General features: G+C 35.2%; 14 protein-coding genes. 1 reads left to right on the top strand and 13 read right to left on the bottom strand.

Annotation, left to right across the window (positions count from 1 at the left end; all coding sequences use genetic code 11):
- Positions 1-39 precede the first annotated feature (39 nt).
- Entirely contained in the window at positions 40-1,515 is a 1,476-nt protein-coding gene (locus DW640_RS19775) for a folylpolyglutamate synthase/dihydrofolate synthase family protein (protein WP_055301227.1), read from the top strand.
- Here the strand turns inward: DW640_RS19775 and DW640_RS19770 are convergent.
- From DW640_RS19770 to DW640_RS19700, 13 genes are all read right to left on the bottom strand, one after another.
- A complete protein-coding gene (locus DW640_RS19770; protein ID WP_008762436.1) occupies positions 1,483-1,857 on the bottom strand; it encodes a RidA family protein in 375 nt (124 codons plus the stop codon). The genes DW640_RS19775 and DW640_RS19770 overlap by 33 nt on opposite strands.
- Positions 1,858-1,960: 103 nt before the next feature.
- Positions 1,961-2,434 carry a DUF805 domain-containing protein gene (locus DW640_RS19765; protein ID WP_008762435.1) on the bottom strand — a complete coding sequence of 158 codons (474 nt, stop codon included), beginning with the start codon at positions 2,432-2,434 and terminating at the stop codon, positions 1,961-1,963.
- Between the two features lie 337 nt (positions 2,435-2,771).
- A complete protein-coding gene (locus DW640_RS19760) occupies positions 2,772-4,850 on the bottom strand; it encodes a BT4734/BF3469 family protein (RefSeq protein ID WP_117578864.1) in 2,079 nt (692 codons plus the stop codon).
- Between the two features lie 609 nt (positions 4,851-5,459).
- Positions 5,460-6,629 (bottom strand): non-hydrolyzing UDP-N-acetylglucosamine 2-epimerase, encoded by a 1,170-nt coding sequence (gene wecB, locus DW640_RS19755; RefSeq protein WP_032850569.1) that lies wholly within the window; start codon positions 6,627-6,629, stop codon positions 5,460-5,462.
- A gap of 2 nt (positions 6,630-6,631) precedes the next feature.
- The gene (locus DW640_RS19750; RefSeq protein ID WP_008762430.1) at positions 6,632-7,330 is read right to left on the bottom strand and encodes a WecB/TagA/CpsF family glycosyltransferase; all 699 of its coding nucleotides are present in this window, start codon (positions 7,328-7,330) and stop codon (positions 6,632-6,634) included.
- Between the two features lie 579 nt (positions 7,331-7,909).
- Positions 7,910-8,986 carry a glycosyltransferase family 4 protein gene (locus tag DW640_RS19745; protein ID WP_008762429.1) on the bottom strand — a complete coding sequence of 359 codons (1,077 nt, stop codon included), beginning with the start codon at positions 8,984-8,986 and terminating at the stop codon, positions 7,910-7,912.
- A gap of 1,323 nt (positions 8,987-10,309) precedes the next feature.
- A complete protein-coding gene (locus tag DW640_RS19735) occupies positions 10,310-11,305 on the bottom strand; it encodes a glycosyltransferase family 1 protein (RefSeq protein WP_032850546.1) in 996 nt (331 codons plus the stop codon).
- Positions 11,286-12,314 carry a glycosyltransferase family 2 protein gene (locus DW640_RS19730; RefSeq protein ID WP_032850544.1) on the bottom strand — a complete coding sequence of 343 codons (1,029 nt, stop codon included), beginning with the start codon at positions 12,312-12,314 and terminating at the stop codon, positions 11,286-11,288. Before DW640_RS19730 ends, DW640_RS19735 begins: the two co-directional genes overlap by 20 nt.
- A gap of 734 nt (positions 12,315-13,048) precedes the next feature.
- The gene (locus DW640_RS19720; protein WP_129593472.1) at positions 13,049-13,234 is read right to left on the bottom strand and encodes a hypothetical protein; all 186 of its coding nucleotides are present in this window, start codon (positions 13,232-13,234) and stop codon (positions 13,049-13,051) included.
- Positions 13,235-13,281: 47 nt separating this feature from the next.
- Positions 13,282-14,784, bottom strand: a complete 1,503-nt coding sequence (locus DW640_RS19715; protein ID WP_117578863.1) for a lipopolysaccharide biosynthesis protein — start codon at positions 14,782-14,784, stop codon at positions 13,282-13,284.
- A gap of 58 nt (positions 14,785-14,842) precedes the next feature.
- On the bottom strand, positions 14,843-16,045 hold the full coding sequence (wecC, locus tag DW640_RS19710; RefSeq protein ID WP_008762423.1) for a UDP-N-acetyl-D-mannosamine dehydrogenase: 1,203 nt from the start codon (positions 16,043-16,045) through the stop codon (positions 14,843-14,845).
- 51 nt (positions 16,046-16,096) lie between these two features.
- A complete protein-coding gene (locus DW640_RS19705; protein ID WP_008762422.1) occupies positions 16,097-17,194 on the bottom strand; it encodes an MraY family glycosyltransferase in 1,098 nt (365 codons plus the stop codon).
- A gap of 44 nt (positions 17,195-17,238) precedes the next feature.
- Positions 17,239-18,360: a Wzz/FepE/Etk N-terminal domain-containing protein gene (locus DW640_RS19700; protein ID WP_074859735.1), complete on the bottom strand. Its 1,122-nt coding sequence runs from the start codon at positions 18,358-18,360 to the stop codon at positions 17,239-17,241.
- Positions 18,361-18,426 lie beyond the last annotated feature (66 nt).

Below are 18,426 nucleotides of genomic sequence, written 5' to 3'. Positions count from 1 at the left end.
CGAGCAATAAAGATTGCCCGGAGTTAAATATTATAAAACATGGATTATCAGAACACTTTAAAGTACTTATATGAAAGTGCACCGATGTTTCAGCAAATAGGTGGTAAAGCATATAAGCCAGGTTTAGAGACAACACACAAATTGGACGAACATTTAGGTCATCCGCATCAAGAATTCAGAACGATACATATCGCCGGGACAAATGGAAAAGGTTCCTGTTCGCATACGATCGCTGCCGTGCTACAAGCCGCGGGCTATAAAGTCGGGTTATTCACTTCCCCGCATCTGATCGATTTCCGCGAGCGTATCCGTATCAACGGTGAAATGATTCCCGAAGAGTATGTGGTCAACTTTGTAGAAGACCACCGTTCCTTTTTCGAACCTCTGCACCCTTCTTTCTTCGAACTTACCACGGCAATGGCATTCCGCTATTTTGCCGATCAGAAGGTAGATGTGGCAGTGATCGAGGTAGGCATGGGCGGACGTCTGGACTGTACCAATATCATCACCCCCGATCTGTGTGTTATTACCAATATCGGTTTCGACCATATGCAATATCTGGGCCACACACTGACTAAAATAGCCAAAGAAAAGGCAGGAATTATCAAAGAAGATGTTCCGGTAGTAGTGGGAAAAGTATCCGGAGCGGTGAAAAGAGTATTTACGATGAAAGCCAAGGCAATGAATACCTTCATCACCTTCTCGGAAGAATTAAAGAGTTTCACCCATGTGCAATATTTGTCATATGATAACCTGAAAGAGTCCAGAGCCGATTTGCAGGAATTATTGGAGGAGGAAATAAAACTTCAGCAGATACAGACGCTTCCAATGAAAATGATGCAATTTGTCTCTCTTATCAACCCGGCTGACGCCATACGTGCGATAGACAGAATCATGGATAAAAGAAAAGACGCAATATCCATTCATAATTCCAGTTTTATGACGGGATTATACTACGAACTGAGCGGTCTCTGTCAAACAGAAAATTGTCTCACAATCCTGGCAGCACTGGATATTTTAAAGAACCTAGGATATGAAATCTGTAATAAAGATTACCATACCGGATTCTCTAATGTATGCGAGATGACCGGTCTGATGGGACGCTGGCAGAAACTCCAAAGCTATCCTGACCTCATCTGCGACACAGGTCACAACGCTGATGGCTTTAAAAGTATTCGCAAGCAATTGAAGTATATACACGAAAAGTTGCATCAGGAATTGCATATTGTATTCGGCATGGTCAGCGACAAGGATATCAGCAGTGTTCTGGAACTGTTGCCGAAAGACGCCACCTACTATTTCACAAAAGCGAGCGTGAAACGTGCAATGCCGGAGGATGAGCTGATGAAAATGGCCTCGGAAGCGGGACTGAAAGGCACCTCCTACCCTACCGTAGTGGATGCCGTGCGGGCAGCAAAAGAAAACTGCCCCCCTAAAGACTTCATCTTCGTGGGAGGCAGCAGTTTTATTGTCGCCGATTTGTTAGCGAACCGCGATACACTCAATCTCCACTAACGCATCCTTCGGCAAAGCCTTTACGGCCACAGCCGAACGTGCCGGAAAAGCTCCGTCAAAATACGTAGCATATACACCGTTCATTCCGGCAAAGAAAGACATATCCTGGAGAAATACAGTCGTTTTTACAATGTTTCCCATTGTCAGCCCTGTTTCTTCCAGGATGTGTTTTATATTCTCCAACGACTGGCGTGCCTGTTCTTCAATTCCTTCCGCCATCTTTCCGGTAGCCGCATCGATAGGCAACTGACCCGATACGAATACCATTCCATTGGCTTCTATCGCCTGACTATAAGGACCGATAGCTCCCGGTGCTTTTTCACTGCAAATTACTTTTTTCATATTTATCTTCTTTTTTCTGTTTACCAATCCTCAAAGGTAGTAAAAAAATGCCTCTCGCAAAACGAATTTTGCAAGAGGCAACCATATTTCTGCTTATTAAAGACTATTCGGCTTTTTCTGTTTTTTCTTCTTCGGCAGATGCTTCAGCAGGAGTTTCTCTCGACACATTCACTGTTACATTTACAGAAGTTGGCTGCGGCTGATATGGCATACGGTTCTTCGGATCTTCACCATACTGATTAGGACCTACCGTACCATCGGCAAACAACATATAGAGACTGAACACCCATCCGATGATAGGAACACAGCAAATGAGTATCAACCAACCGGACTTGTTTAAGTCATGCAACCGCTTCACGCCCTGCGCCAAAGAGAACCATATGGAAGCTATTCCCGCTACGATACCAATCAAGATACCAAACAGGGAACCACCCGCGGAACCGGCAGCCGCACCAAGAAACAAAGTAGCTAAACCGAGAGAATAGGCAACACCAAAAACGATACCACCGATAATACCAGACAGGAAATATTCGATCCTACGAATACGACCGTCAAAAGAAAAAGGAGCTTTGAACATAATTTTATTAAGTTTATGTGAATAAATAGTTGATTGTAATCTTGATATGCTAGCAAAGATATAAAATAAATTAAATAAAGAAAGCTTTTATGCAAAAAAGTATGTATCAATATTGAGTTAACCCCATCCATACATTTAAAGAAAAAAACATGTTTTTTGCCGTCATCCGTCACTTTTAGAGCCAATATATTGATATACAATCACATAGCAGTAATAACAAGCAGTGATGGCAAAGTGATGGTAAAACTTCCCGGCATTTTGCCGTCACTCCGAATCGCAGCTTTGCCGTCACCAGTATCATTCGGTCACTAAAGTACCAGCAAATGCTTTCTGTATTTTATAATTTTACAACCTTATAAAGCCTTCCCCTGTTCGTATGTTTCGAGGGTATCCCTGCTTTTTGCAGTAGCCTTCCAAAGTAATTGACCTTATTGGAAGATAAAGGAATAGTCGATTTCTTCTGCAAATAATTCAATATATCCATTAAATACAGGTATTCTCCTTCCTCATGATCCTCAGCACCTCTAAAGTAACGATAGAACAACTGCACCATTGGCGGAGTCTGCTCAAACTCCTGATTACTTTCCGTCATAACGGCTTCATCTTCATCATCAAACCAGTAACGTTCTCCATGATAAATCTCATACATAGCCTGTGCATACAACTGTCCGTAGTCAATAGGGCGGGTCGTATCAATAGTATCAGTTACTTCTATACAGATAAAACGGCGGCTGCCGGAAGGATCAGTCAGCAAATCCTTCTGATTGCTGGTTCCTATAAACGAAGCATAACGCCGAAGTTCCTGTATGGAATTACCATAAGGCTTACGAAGATTCACCACAGGTTTCTGAAGAATATGTTTGAGAAATCCCTGTTGAGTCAGAGTCACCTGATCAAATTCATCAATATTGATTAGTGCAAAACGGTTCAGATACATTTCCGCATCCCGTTTACGGCCGAAATCGATGCTATCTGTATAGTATCCGCGAAGTTCCGGTGGCATCAGATCCCGACAAAAAGTTGATTTACGGGTACCCTGCGCACCGACCAATAACGGAGATGTGCTGTTCGCATGCTGTTTATCATACCCACGCCAATGAGCTACCATATTGAGAAACCACCGATGAAAAAGCATCATCCAATGTTTATTTTCACAGGGAACTCTGTCTGCCAGTTCTCCAATCCGGTCTTTTCCATCCCAGTTGGGCAAATGAAAAAGAAACTCTTCCAACGGATTATAGACAGATATACGATTGGAATGCAGATACCGATCGATATCCCGATCCCACACAGAAATCCCCTCGCTCTGGGCATCCAGCAAAATACTGTTCTGTATTCTCTTATCTACAGGACGAAAACGGAAAAAGAATGAGCAACGATCCCGGTATTCTACCTCTCCCACCTGTGTGTTATATCGGAATTCATACCGGCGATTCATAAATTCCTCCGTTTGCAAATTAAGATGCTGCTCCTTGGTCAACAAGTCTTTCTTACCGAATCCCTTGCACTCTTTATACACATTGCCTATCATTTCTCTGACCAGCAGCGATTGTTGTTGCCTGTAATAGCGATGAATGGTCCGTCGCACCACTTCTTCCTCCGGAATGCCGGAATGAAAACAATTCTCTGCCAGTCTCACTACTAACGGCTGCAAATCATCATCCCGCTTCCAACCATCTTCCATTTCTTCAAATGTTTTCCTCAAAGCAGCCTCATATAGCACAGCCAACGCATCTTCTGTATCATACCCCGGTACGGCACGACTTAAAGGTGACTTCTCTGCAATCGTCTTCTCCCGATAACTGTTCTCGGCAGGCATTCCGAAAGGTTGGGAAAGATAGAAAGGTACTGCGTCTTCCCGATAAAACAATTCTGGATCATAGCTCAACCGTGAATACTGATCCAAAAGTGGTTCTTTCATCTGAATGTCAAAAGGAAGTTGGGGTTGATAACATTTCACCGCCAACCGGTACGCATGGGCATGAAATATTTCTGCCTCCTCTTGTGTTTGTGGTAATGTCCCATCCGGTCGGGTAAAATAAGTCCATATCTTGACGGTCTTTCCGCTCGATCCCATAAAAGCAAGTTTAGTTTGCGGAAGTTCCGCCGCTTTCTTCTTGACGATCTCTATTTCTGCTTTTCCAGCAAGGGGACCGACACTCAACTCGACAATGCCATTATAAGCCTTCATACGCTTCACTCCATTGACACGTCCGAATGCAACAGCTGGAATTATTTTAGGCAGTTTACCCGAAAGATGGCAAGATTCACCGGGTAAAACATAATGCAAAGCCTCACGAAATCCGGATACCGGACGCGCTTTAATCTCTACTTTTATTTTTTCTACAAACGATTCTAAATTCAATACACTAATTGCTTCTGCGCTTTCTGTTTCTCTTATCTGTGTTATCTTCATTTCTACCTTATTCTATTTTTATATTTATAAACGGTTATGAGTCTCAAAGATAGTCATTAAATATCAGGTAGAAAAGGATTTCAGCAGTATTATTCCAAAATAAAAATTCTACTATTAACTTTACATAATCTCTTTGACTTAATAATAAGACATGGCTCCATTAAGTAGTTTTCAATACTAGATTTATGTATCTTTCTAGTAACAAAAATTCGTTCCACGTACGTGGTCCCATCGGTTCGTGTACGTGATCCCATGGGTTCACATACGTGGTCCGAATGCTTCACGTACATGGAACGAGAACATATACCATACAAAACATATTGGCCAAGCCTTGTCTGCATATTAAGATTACTAGCATTTGCTCTAATACGCGCAGTATAGTCTAGATATAAGCATTCAGTAAACTCTCTTAGTGGTAAGCATCCAACTATCAATAGGATATCTAAACTCTAGATAAAAAGAAAAGTGACGGCAAAATTTTGATTTATTCTGCCGTCACTTTGCCGTCACTGGTTGCCGTAACTCTTAGCTCATTGATTGATAACTGATTAATAGTTGAAGTGACGGATGATGACGAAAATTTAGTTTTAAAACTACAAGTATTAAATATTACCCTTTTACTACTTCTTTAATAAGTCTATTTACTATCCTTTTACACCCTTGTCCATCTCCATAAGGATTAACGGCTTTACTCATCTTTTCATATGCGATACTATCTACAAGAAGAGAAGATACCTCATTTACTATTTTATTATAATCAGTTCCAACAAGTTTCACAGTCCCCGCTTCCAATGCTTCAGGACGTTCTGTCGTCTCTCGCATAACTAAAACTGGTTTTCCTAACCCCGGAGCTTCTTCTTGTATGCCACCACTATCAGTAAGAACAATAGTAGACTTCTCCATTAAATAGACAAAACTCAAATATTCCAACGGTTCAATAAAGAACATATTTCCAAGACATGATAAATCTTCTCCAAAAACTTCATGAATCGGCTTACGTACATTAGGATTCAAATGCATAGGATAAATAAAGTCCACATTAGGATATTTATCTATCAAGGTTTTAATAGCCTTACATATGTTAATAAAACCATCACCAAAGTTCTCACGTCGATGTCCTGTTATCAACACCATTTTCCTACCATCTTCCAAGCGAGTCACATCATATCCTACCTCCTTTAACTTTTCTCTCAATGTTTCATCTAACTCCACTTCTCTTTTAATTTTTTCAACCACCACATATAAGGCATCTATCACCGTATTACCAGTCACAGTAATTCTATTATCTGCGATACCTTCATCAATCAAGTTTTGTCGGCTTAAAACCGTCGGAGAAAAATGAAAACCAGCAATACGTCCCGTCAATTGTCTATTCATTTCTTCTGGCCATGGACTATAGATATTACGTGTACGAAGCCCCGCTTCCACATGTGCTACTGGTATTTGCTGATAAAATGCAGCCAAAGCTGCCGCTGTTGAAGTAGTAGTATCGCCATGTACAAAAACAACATCGGGCTGTGCTTCCTTCAACACATCTCTCATTCCGGTTAACACACGGGCTGTAACATCATACAAATCTTGTCCCTGCTTCATTATATTAAGATCATAGTCCGGTATGATTTCAAATAAGCTTAGTACTTGATCTAACATTTCCCGATGTTGTCCGGTCACACATACGACTGTTTTAAAATACTCAGGATACTTTTGAAATTCTTTCACCAATGGCGCCATCTTTATTGCTTCTGGACGAGTTCCAAATACCAACATTACTTTTTTCATTTTCATATTTTATTCATCATTAACCAATAGGCAAATTTCACAAGGTAAATTTGTCGTTTTATTCTCTTAGGCTCCTTTATTAGCCTGTATGCAAATTCCAAATTGTGCTTTACCCACCATTTAGGTGCTCTTTCAACGCGACCGGTATATACATCAAAACTTCCTCCCAATCCCTGAAATATAGCATCGTGATGTTTCTGAATATCCTCCATCAGCAATTCTTGCTTAGGAGATCCCATAGCAACAAATACCACGTCAGGCTTTACTCTCACAATATCTTCAATCAACGCTTGTTTTTCCTCATCCGTTTTTAGGTAACCATTACGATATCCTAGTATATTTATTCCCTTATATTCTTCTTTTAATTTAGCAACAACATCTTCAATTACCTGCTTCTTAGCACCTATCAAGTAAAAACTCTTTTCTTCGCAATATTTACTAATAATCTTAATCCATAATTCACAACCTGGTATTTTACAAACATCTTTATATCCTTTCCGTTTCAAAGCCATCACTGCACCAGCACCGTCACAATAACCAATATTCCGATTAATAATATAACGAGTTTCCTTTGTAGCATTCAATATTTTCTCAGCATTAATAGCAATAAGAATACCTTTCCTCTCATTTACGTAATTTAATAACTGCGCTTCCGAACTAAAAGGGAAAATTTCCACCCCGTTTACAACAATCTTATGCATCTTAATTTATAACCTTTTAATAATAAATTTATATGTATTATTATCTACTATTCCTTTATCCCAAAAGTTTTAAGCCTTCAATCTTTGTAGGATCGTCAGCTACAGCGTAATTGAGATGTTTTTCGTTGTAACTCTCCCTGCACCTATCCCACACCATTGTCTATTCTTTCTAACTTTGATGGAATAATTACACAAGAACCGATCCAAACACCATCACCACTTTATATTTTAATTTTACTAGACGAGTCTTGCAATTTCATAGGAATATCAATTTTATCAAAATGAGACCCAAGGTATCAACATTTTTCTTCTTATTATAACATTATTAGCTAACCCAGAACTACATTTTGCATTTTAAAATTACATTCTAATCCCGAATTATTTCCGTCCTTTAATTCTCATTTTTAATGTTTAAATCTATAGTTACCTCTCGTATCTAGTAAATTATAATAATTAAAAAAGGATCTTATTTTACAGGATATTTTTCCAAAGAGTATTGTTGAAAAAGACAAATAGTAAACCATTACATAATATATGAGTAAACAAATTATATAAATAATATTTTTGATAAATAAAATCTTAATCAATCAACCTCAATAATTGAGCATACAACTCCCTTCCAACTATTTCTGAAGCATACCGTTGCGCTTTCCTTTTAGCAGCTTCAGTCATTTTTTGCTTTTCAGAACTAGATAAAGATAGATATAATTCAATTTTATTAGAAAGTTCTTCCGCATTTCCCGGAGTAAAAAAGAATCCATTTTCTTTATCTTTGATATAGTCTTTTAATCCACCGATATAACTACCGATCACAGGAACTTCACAAGCCATTGCTTCTAATCCAACTAATCCTAGACTTTCTTCCAAACATGTTGGAAAGATAAATAAATCTAAAGTACAATATATTTCAGGAAGAGAATGATAAGGTATTGGACCTATATATTTAATCAAATTATCAAGATATAAATCTCTTATTTTTTTCATCATTTCTTTTTCTAATGTACCACGACCAGCAATGATAGCAGTATACGAAACTCCCCTTTCTCGCAATATAGATAAAGCATCTATCAATGTATCCCACCCTTTTCCTTTATCTATCCGCGAAATATATCCTATTATAGGAATCTCATTTTTCACTTTCGGCCTCTCTTTATAAAATTCAACACCCACCCCGCCAGAAGAAGATACAAATATCTTATCCCCCTCTAGCTCAGGAAATTCGCATAACAATATCTCCTTAAAAAAAAAGGAAGGTGAAACAATCATCCTTGCATTCCGTAATACAGGACGTGCATATTGCTTCATCTTTCCTGCTATTTTCCCATGAGTCAATACGTCCCCTCCATGCACATTAAAGACTAAGGGAAGTTTTCGAAATAGTAAAGCTAAACGGATAGGGATAATAGGATAGGTAATTGTATGTACATAGACAATATCATGTTTCCGAAACAGTAAAGAAAAAAGTATACTAATATAAAATTTTACGTATTTAAACAGCTTCCTTCCATACTCCCCATCACGCCCTTTAATAACGATTATATTAGTTTTGCCCTCAGTGTTTAACACCTTCATTTGTTCCACAAAAGTTTGTACAAAAGTCCCATACACAGGATCCTTAACAGAAGGATACATATTAGAAATAACCAAAATTTTCATGCAAACTAATACAAACGCAGATTAAACAATAAAATAATAAAAGCCGAGAAAAACAAATATACAGTAGTAAGATATTTGTTTCTATATTCCATTCCAGCTATCATCAATATAAAAAAACATGGCATTATAACATATGAATACCTATATTCAATCATATGACCAGACACAATTAACAGTAAAACATTAAACAGAACGATACTTATTAAAGGATAAAATTGCGTTTTCTTATGCTTAATAAAAAAATATGAACCTAATAATACAAAGATTGAAAAAGAGAATTTCACTATGGAATAAACAAGCATAATCAAATCTTGAGGTGTTGCTACTTGAAAATATTTTGGTATTGGACTTAAAAATGCAAGCAAATACGAAACATACTTAAACAATATGCCATTAGACGAAAATGTTTCTTCGGTATTTAACAAAGCATAATATATCGCTGGGAAATAGTACACCAACAAACTCGTAAAATAAAGGCATAGAACAATTGAAACTATACAAATTACCCCAAAATAACGATTATAGAGATATGGAAACCAATAGTATCCAATGTATATAATTATAAAAAACAAAGATAAATAATAACGAAAAAACCAAGTGGAAGTTATTAACATCCATACTAGTATATGCCATCCAATATTCTTTCTCTCCTTACATTTATATATACTCCAAATAGTAGCCACAGATAAGAACAAAAATAAAGGTTCTTTAAGTCCAGATGCATTCAAATAGACAGATGCCGTATTTAATCCCCATAACAAAGTTATCCATTGAGATTTATATCTATCATACAATAGCATATTAGAAAGATCATACGTCATAATACAAACAATTGTTTGCATCACGCAATTAATAAATATCAACAATATTATCGAATTTTCCAAACTTCCTCCCAAAGTATATACACATTTCAAAAACAACGGATAACCATAATCAGACAAATCATAAAAATAACGTTCTATTACCCTAATAGATTCTATCCAATTCATATCCTTTATTTGAAACGCAATCTGGGAATATAAAACAGAATCGACCGCATTGAATCCAAAAGCACTACTAGTTTTAAATAAAAAGTACCAATGTAAAATATAAGAGAAGATGATTTGATAACTAAAGATAAGCAAAAACAGTTCTTTTACTTTCAACTTTAGCCCTAAATATAAAGAAGAAAAAAAAGAAAATATTGTAAATATCTGCCAACATACAAACTCCCCATTTATTGTATCAGTAACCAAAATTAACCCTATGTATAAAAGAAAGCTAATCAAGAAAGATAACAGAAGGTATTTACTATAATAACTATGTATTATCATTAGTTGGTGCTTATTTCGCAAGTTGAGTATATAATTCACTATAACTATTTATCATTTTATCTACTGTAAAACGTTTAGCGTTTATCCTGCCCTTTTCAATCAATGAATTTCGATAACTTACATTTTTAATTAGAAGCAAAAAACCTTTCCGAATATCATTTATATCATGAGGATCTACATAATATACGGCATCTCCTGCTATCTCAGGAATAGCCCCCATACGACTAGTCAATACTACCCTCCCAGTAACGTTAGCTTCTATTATAGGCATTCCAAATCCTTCATAAAAAGAAGGAAAACTAACAATGTCACATAGTTTATATAATTCAATTATTCTTTTGAAATCAACATCATATTCTGATACATAATTTATTTCATTTTCTTCCAGAAGTCTCTTTTGCTCCTTACTTAGCTTGCCTACAATATATAACACACACTCAATTCCTTGTAATGCTTCAATAACATGAGCTAAGTTTTTACGCATACCAGTACCTATCTGCAAAATTATCGGTTTTTGAGTATTAAAAGTATGTTGCGTATATTCTAATTTGGGATTATAACAATTATAAATTACCAAAGATCTGTTTTCTGAACCAGAATATAATTCTTTCAGTTCTTGCTTAGTATGTTCTGAAATGCAAGTTAATCTATCAGCAAAATACAAAGGGAATGCCATTAACAATTTCTTTCGTATCCATCTTTTTATTACTGATTGAGACATCAATCCTGTCCCAACATCATGCCAAGTTACAACTTTTTTATTTTTCAAAAATGGAATTACATAACAATCAGAAGGAGAGAAAAAGTGATTTATGTCTCCTTGATGTTTCCGTGCATAACATATATTTTTAACTATTTTACTAAAAGAGTTACCCGTCTCTGGAAATATGACTAACTCTAAATCAGGGATTTTAGAAATCAAAATATAAGCAAGTTCCTCTATGCTATTCTCCCCAGATATTTTTTTTCGTAGAAATAACACCTTTTTAACTGTCTTTTCCTTCATATTTATTAATTATTATTGACAATAGTAAATCCTGAAAAGAAACTGGAACGTACAATAGAATAGCTTTCCAAATCCATTCCTTACACGAAGTGGGAAAGTATCTTTTTTTCATATTTTCTTTCTCCGCTTTACAAGATTCTAGAAACTTCACCCTTTCAAGTTTAATCGGTTTTGACAGATAACAAAAACGAATTGCTTTAACATGAATTCTTGCTACATCATGCCTGATCTGCTTCAAATAAGATGAATCCTCAATTTGGAATTTGCCTATAACCAGTTCGAGTTTATTTGAAAATAAGTGATAAGCTAACTCAATCTGCTCATAAGGATGTATTCGATGAGTCAAAGATCCCTCCACTTGCCTATATTTATATTTAGCACCAGACAACAAGCGAATGCTTTTTACATTATATAAATATTGAAGATAAAATATATGATCTTCATGAAAGCGAAACGCTGTATTAAAAGTTATACAATTTTCCCGAATTACGTTTATATTATATAATTTAAGACATGGCCCCCCCGAATGCAACAATCTATGCTCAACAATTCCATTCTTAACATTTTCTCCCAATAAATATATTTCCGGATATATAATATGATTCAATCCTTTGTTTCCAGTACAATCTACATATTCCATTCCTTGCATCTCCAAACAATATTTATCAGGAACACCGTACTTAAAAAAGACTTTCAAATAATCCTTTTCAAGAATATCATCTGAATCAACAAAACACACCCACTCAGTAGAAACCTTCTCCAAAGCAAAATTTCGAGCAGTACTTGGTCCATTATTAGGAAGATGCCATACTGTTACACGTGAGTCTAGCAATGCAAATTTTTCACAAATATCTCTAGAGTTATCTGTACTTCCATCATTAACTAAAAACAAATAGAAATCAGAAAAAGATTGATCCAATATACTGGAAATGCATTGATCCAAATATTGTTCTGCATTATATACAGGAACAATCACAGATAATATTCTCTTTTCAATATCATTTCTCATAACCTCCAAAATAATGAACACATTTTATTTACCAATATCCATTTCGTCTTATAAAATATTTCTCGTTCCCTTCTTTTTAATATTTTCCAACCTATTACATTTATTTCCACACCTAGCCATAATAAAATATCAGCTACTTTCAAATCAAAACATCCCCTCGTTTTGATATAATATTTCATAAAACTTTCCAACATCATTCGTATTCTTGTTTCAGGCACTTTAAAACTTTGTCCCTCCAAATGAGCAATTCTTGATTGAAGCACGCTCTTTATTATATATCCATTTTTTTATTCTCCAAGATAATTCAGTTTATTCTGAATACATAAAAAAATCAGGATCAAATATTCCAACTTCATCTAATACTTTACGAGAAACCATCATACTAGCTCCCGAAACATTTCCTACAGCAATAGGATGAGAGGTATAGGTAAAAGAGGCTGATAAATAAATCTATTACTTATTCCCATCACAAGTACTGCTAACTCTTCTGAGAAAATTCCAGATCTAAAACGATGATAAAAATACACTAGCTTTTAGTTAATATTATACAGGTTCCTTCCGCAAGCCCCAACTTTAGGATGAGTATATAAATAATCAGATAATATTTTTACTGAATTGAGAAGTAAAAGTATATCAGAATTGAGAAGTAGAATATTTCTTCCCTTAATCTTCTTTATACCTTCGTTATTTACTCTACCCAAACCGACCCTTCCTTTTAATCCAACAATAAAAAATTACCATTTTTTTCTAACAATTGCTTTTTGGGGAGGGGGGGGGGAGATATCATTAGAAACATTACTAATAACAATTATTTCAATAGTAAGATCTTTTATTTTATGAAATAAAGAATCTATTGCATTTACTACCAAAGATGTGATGTCATAATTTACAATAATAATCGAAACATCAATATTTGTCATTCTCATCTATTTATACAATTCGTTACTATATTGCTTATTGTGATTTTTTACACTCGTAAAAAATTCAAAATACAATTAATATTTGTTTTAACAAAATTATACATTATTCTACGTTCCGAACTTGTTAATCCTAATAGATAAATACAAATCAAAACATATAATACAGCTAAAGACAAATATAAAGCCAAGCAGCCCAAAGAAAGTTCTTTAGGCAGAGAAAGCCAAGATAAGACTGGAAGTATGCATAGCAAAGGAGGTAATATCGGACAAATTATTTTCTTTAAATAACTAGTAAAAGGCATCTGAATACGAGGACAAACAATCCACACACGAATACATTGAGTAACTAATTCCACAAAAAAATATACTAACATCACATCATTTGGAGAAATATGATATACTTTCAACAAGACATAAGCAATAGGCACAACTGTTAACAAAAAAGTTCCTTCATAAATTTGAAATTTTCGAATATCGCCAGTAGCATGTATAGCACTAATTAATGCTACTTTTAAGGACTCCAACAAACCTATCATTAACATGATTCGCACAAATCCTACCGTATATCCAGGAACTACCCCAAGCCAAATTTTCAATATAGGATCTACACACAACATAATCGGGAAAGTTAGCACCAACATTAAAAAAAAACCATATTTTGATGATGCCACCACCAATGTATGCATATATGACAAATCAAAAGTAGCATAGGACTTTATAATTTGTGGTCTAACTGCCATCTGCATATTCTGCATAAATGTCATTACCGCCGCCTGCACTTGTACTGCAATACCACGAGCAGCATTGGCTACTGGACCAAAAAACAAATTCAAAAGAATATTGATTCCTTGCGTATATCCTACAACTGCTAGGTTTCCATTTACTGTCCAACCAGCATAAATTGAAATTTCTTTAACTAACTGTGGGCTCCAACCAAACAGAATCTTACTCTCTGAAAAATGGCTAGAACAATAACATCCATATAAAAATCGGATAAATATTTGCACGATCAGATATAACACAGCATAAGTGATCAATTTATCTTGTGAAATATATACCAAAAAATAAACAATGCCTAATTTTAAAGCTACCTCAATTACAGAAATATAAGCAAATGCACTCATTCGCTCGTGGGCTACAACTAATGAATTATAAGGTACACTTATTATAGACACAACTGCAGTCAGAATGGAACAATGATATACCCACAAGGCTGCTGTCAGACGTTCAGGAGGTATAACTAGTTTATGATAAACAAACCATAATCCTAGCGTCTCTCCCAATAGAATGATAACAACAGCAAGAATAAGATGTATAAAAACAACCGTAGAGAAGACTTTCCTTAATTCCTTCTTATCGTTTTTTCCTAACGAAAAAGTAATAAAGCGTGAACTGGCTCCCCCTAATGAAGAATTTAAAAATCCTAACATAGAAATCACACCACCCACAACATTATAAATACCAAAGTCCTCTACACCAAGAGTATTCAGAATGATGCGCGAAGTATATAACGTAACTGCCATAATAAGCAGCATACGCATATATAACATTAGGGTATTTTTTGCTATGCGCTTGTTTTTACCAACGGATGTATGCAATATCTATCTATTATTTGTATATCCCACAAAAATCAAGAATAACTTTATCCTTTCGATAAGGAAGACTCGTGAAAAGATCATGTGCAACCATAAACACAACAATATCAGCTTTATCATAAGCCTCCTCATAATCAGTCAACTTAAATACGTTATGTTCTTTCACATTAGGCTCAACTACAAATATAGTGGCATTATTACAATTTTGCATTACTTTTGTCGTGACATACTTTGCTGGCGACTCACGCAAATCATCAATATTAGGCTTAAATGCTAGTCCCATCATGGCAACAATAGGCTTACGATGATTCTTCAATTCATATTCAAGCATTGCGTTTTTTACTTTCTCAGCACACCAGAAAGATTTGTAATTATTGATTTCTCTTGCTTTTCCTATCAACTGAGATTCAGCAGGAAACTCGGCTGTTATAAAATAAGGATCAACTGCAATACAGTGACCACCTACTCCACACCCTGGCTGCAATATATTAACACGAGGATGTTTATTTGCCAAATTAATCAACTCCCACACATTTATATTCGCTTTATCACAAATCATTGATAATTCATTTGCAAAGGCAATCTGAACATCACGAGAAGAGTTTTCTGTAAGTTTACACATTTCCGCAGTTCGAGCATTAGTTTTATGTAACACACCTCTAACAAACTGAGAATAAAAATTAATAGCCTTCTCTGTTGACTCTGGATTTAATCCACCAATAACACGGTCATTATGTATCAATTCATATATTACATTTCCAGGTAATACACGCTCGGGACAATATGCTATATAAATTTGTCCTTCAAGTTCTGGGCGCTCTGCATAAATAATACTCGCCATTAACTCTGTGGTTCCAACTGGTGAAGTTGATTCTATCACATAAAGATCCCCTTCCTTTAAATACGGAATTACGGAACGCGTAGCTGCTTCAACATAAGAAATATCCGGTTCATGATTACCTTTAAAAGGTGTCGGCACTACCATAAAATAAGCATCACAAACTTCAGGTATAGTTGAAGCTCGAAACATACCAGACATAACTACTTCTTTCAATATTTCTTCCATACCTGGTTCAATTATATGAAGTTCTCCTGCATTAGTTTTTTCAACTACTTTTGGATTTATATCAACTCCTAGAATTTGAATACCATTTTTTGCGGCAATAATCGAAGTAGGAAGACCAATATAGCCTAACCCCATAAAACATGCTTTCATTACTAAATATGATTTTTAAAAGTTTTCCTTTAATCCTATATATGTCAATATTTAAATCAGCTTATTCATCTTTATTTTATCCCACCATAAATTCAAGCTAATCCATATCAAGATATCTGCTATCAACATGAGTGTATTATTCACATAGGGCATTAACAATATATTTAGTCCACTAAAAGTACAAGAAATCAATAATATAATTACCATCGATTTCCGTGGAGTGAATCCCATTGCCAAAAACTTATGATGAATATGATTTTTATCTGGCTCAAATGGATTTTTACCATTACGAAAACGAACTAATATAACACGGACCACATCAAATACAGGTACGATCAAAGTACTAAAAGCTATCACAAATGCACCTTCAGTATACGAAATAACATCTACATTATTCTGACTATATTTGATTGCTAAAAAACTCAAGATATACCCCAAAGTCAAACTCCCTGTATCACCCATGAATATTTTACGATCGCGCTCTGCGCTTCCAAAAACATTATAATAGAAAAATGGAACTAGGACCCCAAACGTACTAAAGGCAAACATACTATACAACCATAAGCCCTTACTAATATATAGGAAACCAAAAACCAATAATGCAACACTGCTCAATCCCGAAGCAAGACCATCAATACCGTCAATTAAATTAATTGCATTAGTAATAAATACTACCGTAAATATTGTAAAAGGTATACCAACATAGGATGGAAGAGCATAAATACCGAATAATCCATAAAGATCATTTATCCAAAGACCAGCAATAGGGAACAAACTTGCACATAAAATCTGAATAATAAATTTCTGGTGATAACGAACTCCGACTAAATCGTCAGCTATACCAGTCAGATATAAAAGAACCATCCCACAAACTAGAAGTGTACATTCAGGCAATGCATATATAGCCTGCAATATTGATATATTATACCCCATCAAAGCACGAAGTGCTAAAACGATACAACAAGAAAGCAATATTGTAGGAAAAAAAGCGACACCACCTAGTCGAGGAATGGCATGCTTATGTATTTTTCGTTCATTTGGTACATCAAATAATTTCTTATGTAATGAAATCATCAAAATACGAGGTATAATAAGTCGGGAAACACCTACAGAAATAACAAAAGATATAATAATAAATATTAAATTCATAATTGGTTAAGGTGAATATAACAAAGCATTATACAAAACTATTTTTATCTTATTCCTTTTAAACGATTCCATAAATCGTCACCTATAAATATCCAACTAATCGTGCCTACGATAGCCAAAAACATAAATAGTAATACATATATCTTTAATCCCATCCCTGAAGGATACTGTGGCACAACAGCAGGCTCTAACACTGCAAAAACAGGTTTTTCCTCTTGTACTTTTGCCCTAGCAACTTGCAGTTGACTAGCAACTTGACTATATACTTGATAAGCCAAATTCATATCATTTTGTAAACGTTCCTGTTCTGCTCTTACACTTTGAAGAATTATATCATCATGAGTGTCTATATATAGTGCATATTTTTTTTGTGCTACATAATACTCCTGTTGGCGCTCTTTACAAAGTTTTTCTAAATAGCTACAATCTTCCTTAGCTTTAGAAGTACGATAATTGATAATATATTCTTGCAATTTACACACTACAGAATCTGCAACAACAGCAGTTATTTTAGGATCTTGTAAAGTAACAGAGATATTGGTTATTGCAGTTTTTTGATCAACCAAAGCAGTTATACTCCTTTTAAGTGTAGCAATCTTTTCACTTTCTTCCTTTGTTAGTTCAATAGCACCTCTCTTTACTTTATTATCAATATCTATATTGTTGTCATCTTCAAACAATGACTTAATACTATTGATGATAATACCAGGTAACCCTATCACATAACTCCACCAAGGGGAAGTCTGTTCATCCAAATATGATGCTAAAGTTATATCTTTACTTTTATTCGAAGAAGAGACAGTTATATCTAATAACTCTAAAAGAAAAGGAGTAGAAGAGACTATATCAGAAGAAAGTGACGCATTTAGAGCATCAGAGCCATCTCCTGTTGTAGCTCCACTACCTAAAAAAGAAGCAGCAAGTCCAGCTAATCCATTAGTTCCCTTAGAACTCCCCATCTCTGGAGAAAGAGTCACTTTTACCGTATACTGTTTGGGGATACTCAATGCTACAATAACGCCAATAATCAGTCCTATCCCAGCAACTTTATATATTTTTTTACGAATTACTATAATTTTACACAAGATTTCCACTAAATCAATTTCATCTTTCGAAGAAGTATCTAAATCTGTAGATTGGTTCTTACTCACATGTTGTTCAGACATAATCTTATTTCTTTATCAGATTAGCAATAGAAGCAATCATCATTCCCAAAGAACTGAAGGAAGTAG

Source organism: Bacteroides sp. AM23-12 (genome assembly GCF_003434395.1).
GTDB lineage: Bacteria > Bacteroidota > Bacteroidia > Bacteroidales > Bacteroidaceae > Bacteroides > Bacteroides thetaiotaomicron.
This window is presented reverse-complemented; position numbering and strand designations above follow the sequence as displayed.

What these genes read in the sequence shown, in the direction of transcription:
- DW640_RS19700 (WP_074859735.1), bottom strand. Translation starts at nt 18,360, where the DNA reads ATGTCTGAACAACATGTGAGTAAGAACCAATCTACAGATTTAGATACT.
- DW640_RS19750 (WP_008762430.1), bottom strand. Translation starts at nt 7,330, where the DNA reads ATGCATAAGATTGTTGTAAACGGGGTGGAAATTTTCCCTTTTAGTTCG.
- wecB (WP_032850569.1), bottom strand. Translation starts at nt 6,629, where the DNA reads ATGAAAAAAGTAATGTTGGTATTTGGAACTCGTCCAGAAGCAATAAAG.
- DW640_RS19715 (WP_117578863.1), bottom strand. Translation starts at nt 14,784, where the DNA reads ATGTTATATATGCGTATGCTGCTTATTATGGCAGTTACGTTATATACT.
- DW640_RS19705 (WP_008762422.1), bottom strand. Translation starts at nt 17,194, where the DNA reads ATGAATTTAATATTTATTATTATATCTTTTGTTATTTCTGTAGGTGTT.
- DW640_RS19745 (WP_008762429.1), bottom strand. Translation starts at nt 8,986, where the DNA reads ATGAAAATTTTGGTTATTTCTAATATGTATCCTTCTGTTAAGGATCCT.
- DW640_RS19765 (WP_008762435.1), bottom strand. Translation starts at nt 2,434, where the DNA reads ATGTTCAAAGCTCCTTTTTCTTTTGACGGTCGTATTCGTAGGATCGAA.
- wecC (WP_008762423.1), bottom strand. Translation starts at nt 16,045, where the DNA reads ATGAAAGCATGTTTTATGGGGTTAGGCTATATTGGTCTTCCTACTTCG.
- DW640_RS19760 (WP_117578864.1), bottom strand. Translation starts at nt 4,850, where the DNA reads ATGAAGATAACACAGATAAGAGAAACAGAAAGCGCAGAAGCAATTAGT.
- DW640_RS19735 (WP_032850546.1), bottom strand. Translation starts at nt 11,305, where the DNA reads ATGAAGGAAAAGACAGTTAAAAAGGTGTTATTTCTACGAAAAAAAATA.
- DW640_RS19730 (WP_032850544.1), bottom strand. Translation starts at nt 12,314, where the DNA reads ATGAGAAATGATATTGAAAAGAGAATATTATCTGTGATTGTTCCTGTA.
- DW640_RS19775 (WP_055301227.1), top strand. Translation starts at nt 40, where the DNA reads ATGGATTATCAGAACACTTTAAAGTACTTATATGAAAGTGCACCGATG.
- DW640_RS19770 (WP_008762436.1), bottom strand. Translation starts at nt 1,857, where the DNA reads ATGAAAAAAGTAATTTGCAGTGAAAAAGCACCGGGAGCTATCGGTCCT.
- DW640_RS19720 (WP_129593472.1), bottom strand. Translation starts at nt 13,234, where the DNA reads ATGACAAATATTGATGTTTCGATTATTATTGTAAATTATGACATCACA.